The organism is Mongoliibacter sp. (assembly GCF_007692705.1).
Lineage (GTDB): Bacteria > Bacteroidota > Bacteroidia > Cytophagales > Cyclobacteriaceae > Mongoliibacter.
In genome coordinates this window covers 1-4248 of the sequence record NZ_REBN01000196.1, presented here as the reverse complement: position 1 = coordinate 4248, position 4248 = coordinate 1, and the positions used below count along the sequence as shown (strand labels likewise).

Here is a 4248-nt window from a genome sequence, read left to right as displayed (position 1 = left end):
AATCATCCCAGTGTGTGATCCCGTAGGTACGGGATCATGCCTGCCTGTCCGGTAGGCAGGCTCGATTTCATTTTTCTGTGGTTTTATCCTCCTTGGGTTGCTTTGATCAAAATGATGTTATCACCGGAACCAATGAAGGTCTTCCCCCAATTTTCTTTAGGGATCACAGATTGGTTTACAGCCACAGCAATGCCTTCTGCTTTGAGCTGAATATGATCTTCCAATAATTGTGAGACAGAACAGGGATCTGAAATTTGAAGCAGTTCATTGTTTACGGTAATATCCATCCTTGAAATTGTTTGATTGAACATATAACTTCAGGAGTGGCCCGCAACAACGGATCAAAAAACGAAAATACAGCCTTGCAAAAAGGCATGCATTATTTCACTTTTCCCTTCGGCAGTACTAACTGCATCAGGTTCGTAGGGTATGATCTCAGTCCGTAGTGGACACCCCTAAAGTTTTCTCAAACCTATTGAAAACAATTTGGAATAGCAATCGGGAAATGATGAAATCAAGCTAGAAAATTATTAGACAACTTTAAATCAGGCTTTTGTAATATAAGTGCTATTTAATGTAGCCATTTTGACAAAATTTTATCAGCTGATATTTTTCAAGAGCGGTGCCAAATATAAACATCCTTTTAGGCTTGTTTAAGGGTTGCTAAAATACCATCCACAAACTATTCTGTTTTTAATCAGCTAGTACAATACCAAGTCATAACAAAAATCTCAGAAATTAGATCTTTGATTTGATGTGTCCAAAAAATTTATCCTTGTCTCAACCAAAGTGATGTAACCATCCTTAATCGATTTCACGTTTCATTGTGAAAATTTATTTCATTGATGAAATCTTGGGTTAAAACAACAATTCTTACCTCAATTGCTTTTACGCTAATTTTATTAGGAGTAACAGTTGCTTTGCTGGCATTTCATCAGGACTCCATTACTCAAAAAGCATTAAACGCAGCGAACAAACAATTTGAAGGGAAATTGACCGTAGAAAAGAGCCGAATTTCCCTCTTCAAAGAATTCCCCTATATCTCCATTGACTTAAGAAATATAAAATTTTATGAAAACAAAAGCTTGAATACAAAACCATTTTATGAAGCAGATCACTTGTATTTAGGCTTTAATATTTGGGATATCTGGGAAGGAAAATATAAAGTAAAAAGTATCCGCATCACAGATGGACATATAGATATTGTCAGGTATCCCAATAGGGATATCAATATTTTATTGGCTAAAGGTCTAAAAGTGAAGGAACAAGAAACTCAAAGTGAACCTATCGGCTTTGAATTAAATAAAGTAAAAATAAGCAACGTTGCACTATCGTACTTTGATCTTTCTGATTCCATTTCTTATACTTTACGGATAGATCACTGGCAAAATAGTATCAAAAAACAAGAAAAAATTATTGATTTTAACCTCAAAACAGATGTAACTTTTGACTTATTCAAGAATGGAAAACAAACATTTTTTTCCGAAAAGCATATCAATTTAGACCTTGATTTGAGTTTTGATTCAAATATTCAAGTGCTAACACTCAAGCCCTCTCATATTGAATTGGAAAATGCATTATTTGCTGGTAACGGCAATATAAGCATTCTTGAAAATGGGTTGGATTTAGATCTCAAATTGGAGGGGCAAAAGCCTGATTTCAACATGTTCAGTGCTTTTTTGCCCCTAGGTGTAGCCTCAGTTTTAAACGAATACCAAAATGAAGGGGACGTATTTTTTAAAGGTTCTGTGAAAGGACTTCTTGGGGATGGTAGTACGCCACTAATTACAGCAGAATTTGGCTGTGAAAATGCTTTTTTCCAAAGAATGGACAATAATTTAAAAGTAGATAATCTAAGATTTTCTGGATTTTTCACCAATGGGGAGGAAAGAAATATCAAAACATCTGAACTGAGAGTACAAAATTTCAATGCCCGCCCGGACCAAGGTATTTTCCAAGGTGAGTTGACCATCAGGAATTTTGAAGATCCTTTTATTAAAGTAAAACTAAAGGCAGATGTAGACCTCGGCTTTGTTGGTGATTTTTTTCAGTTAGACCAATTTGAAGGGGTTAAAGGAAAAGTTTTGCTAAGTATGGACTTCGATGAATTGGTGGATTTAGATGCTTCTGAGCCAGATTTCGCGAAATTAAAAGAAAGTGTACAATCAGAACTGATCTTGAAAGACCTTGAGTTTTCCCTTACCGATTTCGAGCAGCCAATAAGAAATGTGAATGCATACGCAGTGATGCGCGAAGGAGTCCTTTCCTTATCGGCCTTAAATTTCCAAATCGAAGATTCTGACTATCAATTCAAAGGAGAAATAAGCGATTTACCTGCATTATTTCATCGTTTTGATAAACCTGTACGATTAACTATCGAGACTAATTCCAAAACAATTGACTTGGCACAGCTGTCGAAAGAAAAAAAGGAAAAAATCCATGATTTTTCAACTGTCATTCACTTGGATTTCAATCCCGCCTCATTATCTGATTACCAACATATACCTCAAGGGATGCTAGAAGTTGTAGGCTTAAATGCAACCTTAGAGCATTACCCTCACAGCTTTGAGAATTTTAACGCAAAGTTTACCATTGATGAACATACAGTGGTCATTCAAAATTTATCAGGAAAGATCGATCAATCGGACTTTTTGCTGAACGCCACCTTGCATAATTATCCGAAATGGTTTGAGAAGGAATTGGCAGGAATGTCGAGCATAGATTGGTCATTAAAATCATCGAAATTAAAAATGAATGATTTATTGACCTTCAATGGGATCAACTACCTTCCTGAATCATGGAGTGAAGAGGTCTTTTCAGCGTTGGATTTGGAAGGAAAAATCAACATTTATTTCCGGAATGGTTTACATTCAGCAGAATTATTATTAGCCAAATTAACAGGAAGAACCCAGTTCCATTCATTGAAGCTCGAAGAGTTCAGAGGAATGGCGAAATGGGAGGAAAATTACTTGTCCATAAATGAATTTGGAGGCAAAATGGGCCTTTCAGAGTTCAGTTTTGATTTGGGCTTAAACCTCAAGGACAACCTGAGCACCAAAAAAGATTTTTTCAATTTTCGCGCTGATGCTTTGGATTTGGATGCTCTGATGGACTTCAAAGGCTTTGAAAATGAGACCAATCATGCAGAAGCTTTCAATATTTTCAAATTACCATTTAGGAATATGGAGTATTTTGCAGACATCCAGAAATTAAATTATCATAAAAATTGGTTGGACAATGTCAAGGTAAAAGCACGTTCTGAGTCCAATCACATGTTCCATTTAGACACCTTAAACTTCAATGTAGCTCAAGGTAGCCTTGGAATAAAAGGATACCTGAACGGTTCTAATCCCGAAGAAATCTATATGAATGCCGAAATAAAAGCCAACAGGTTAGATCTTGATCACTTACTTTTTAAACTGGAAAGCTCAGGCAAAGATATTATGATCAATGAAAATCTGAAAGGCAGTGTTTCAGGTTCAATCACTGGAAATTTTTTGGTTTATCCTGACCTCACCCCAATCATCAATAAATCTGATGCAAAATTAGATTTGACAGTCTATGATGGTACGCTGATTGGTTTCGCTCCTTTTCTAGCCCTTTCAGATTTCTTTTCAGATAGAAACCTGAATATGGTCAGGTTTGATACCCTTACAAATACCTTTGACTTAAAAGATGGAGTATTACAAATTCCAAGAATGAATATCAACTCCAGTTTAGGTTTTGTAGAAATATCGGGGAAACAATCTTTGGATTTGAACATGGATTATCAAATTCGTATTCCGCTTAACTTAGTAACACAAGTTGGCTTCAGGTCTTTATTTGGTGGTAGGTCAAGAAACGAAATCAACCCCGAGCAGGAAGACGCGATTGTCTTTAGAAATACTGATCGAAGGGTACGCTTTCTTAACATTAATGTGCAAGGAAGACCTGATGACTATCGTATTTCTTTAGGTAGAGCCAGATAAAAATACACATGCAACATCAGTTTATTCAATGCACTTTTTAACTTCACTATTTCATCTAGACGGGATGCGATCTCCTATTGATAGGCTGGTTGTTCATCCTCATTATAGCAGGATGACAGCTATAATGCTGTGCAAGCAAATGAGGCAAGAATTAAATAATAATGTAACTTTTTCATAATTAAAATTTGTTGGTTCAGTTTTACCAACAATGAAAAATAATACTGATTAAATTTTTTATGTTTTTTTTGTATTTACTTAATTTAATCACGTTTATAATAAT

Annotated in this window: 2 protein-coding genes and 1 riboswitch; of the genes, one reads left to right on the top strand and one right to left on the bottom strand. The window is 35.5% G+C overall.

From position 1 onward, the window contains the following. Window positions 1-83 precede the first annotated feature (83 nt). Window positions 84-287, bottom strand: coding sequence for a sulfur carrier protein ThiS (thiS, locus tag EA341_RS13580; RefSeq protein WP_293015516.1), 204 nt, complete (start codon window positions 285-287; stop codon window positions 84-86). A gap of 87 nt (window positions 288-374) precedes the next feature. Further along, a riboswitch (TPP riboswitch) is annotated at window positions 375-467 on the bottom strand. A gap of 378 nt (window positions 468-845) precedes the next feature. On the opposite strand from thiS, the gene EA341_RS13575 reads away from it, so the two are divergent. Continuing rightward, window positions 846-3968: an AsmA-like C-terminal region-containing protein gene (locus EA341_RS13575; RefSeq protein WP_293015514.1), complete on the top strand. Its 3123-nt coding sequence runs from the start codon at window positions 846-848 to the stop codon at window positions 3966-3968. Window positions 3969-4248 lie beyond the last annotated feature (280 nt).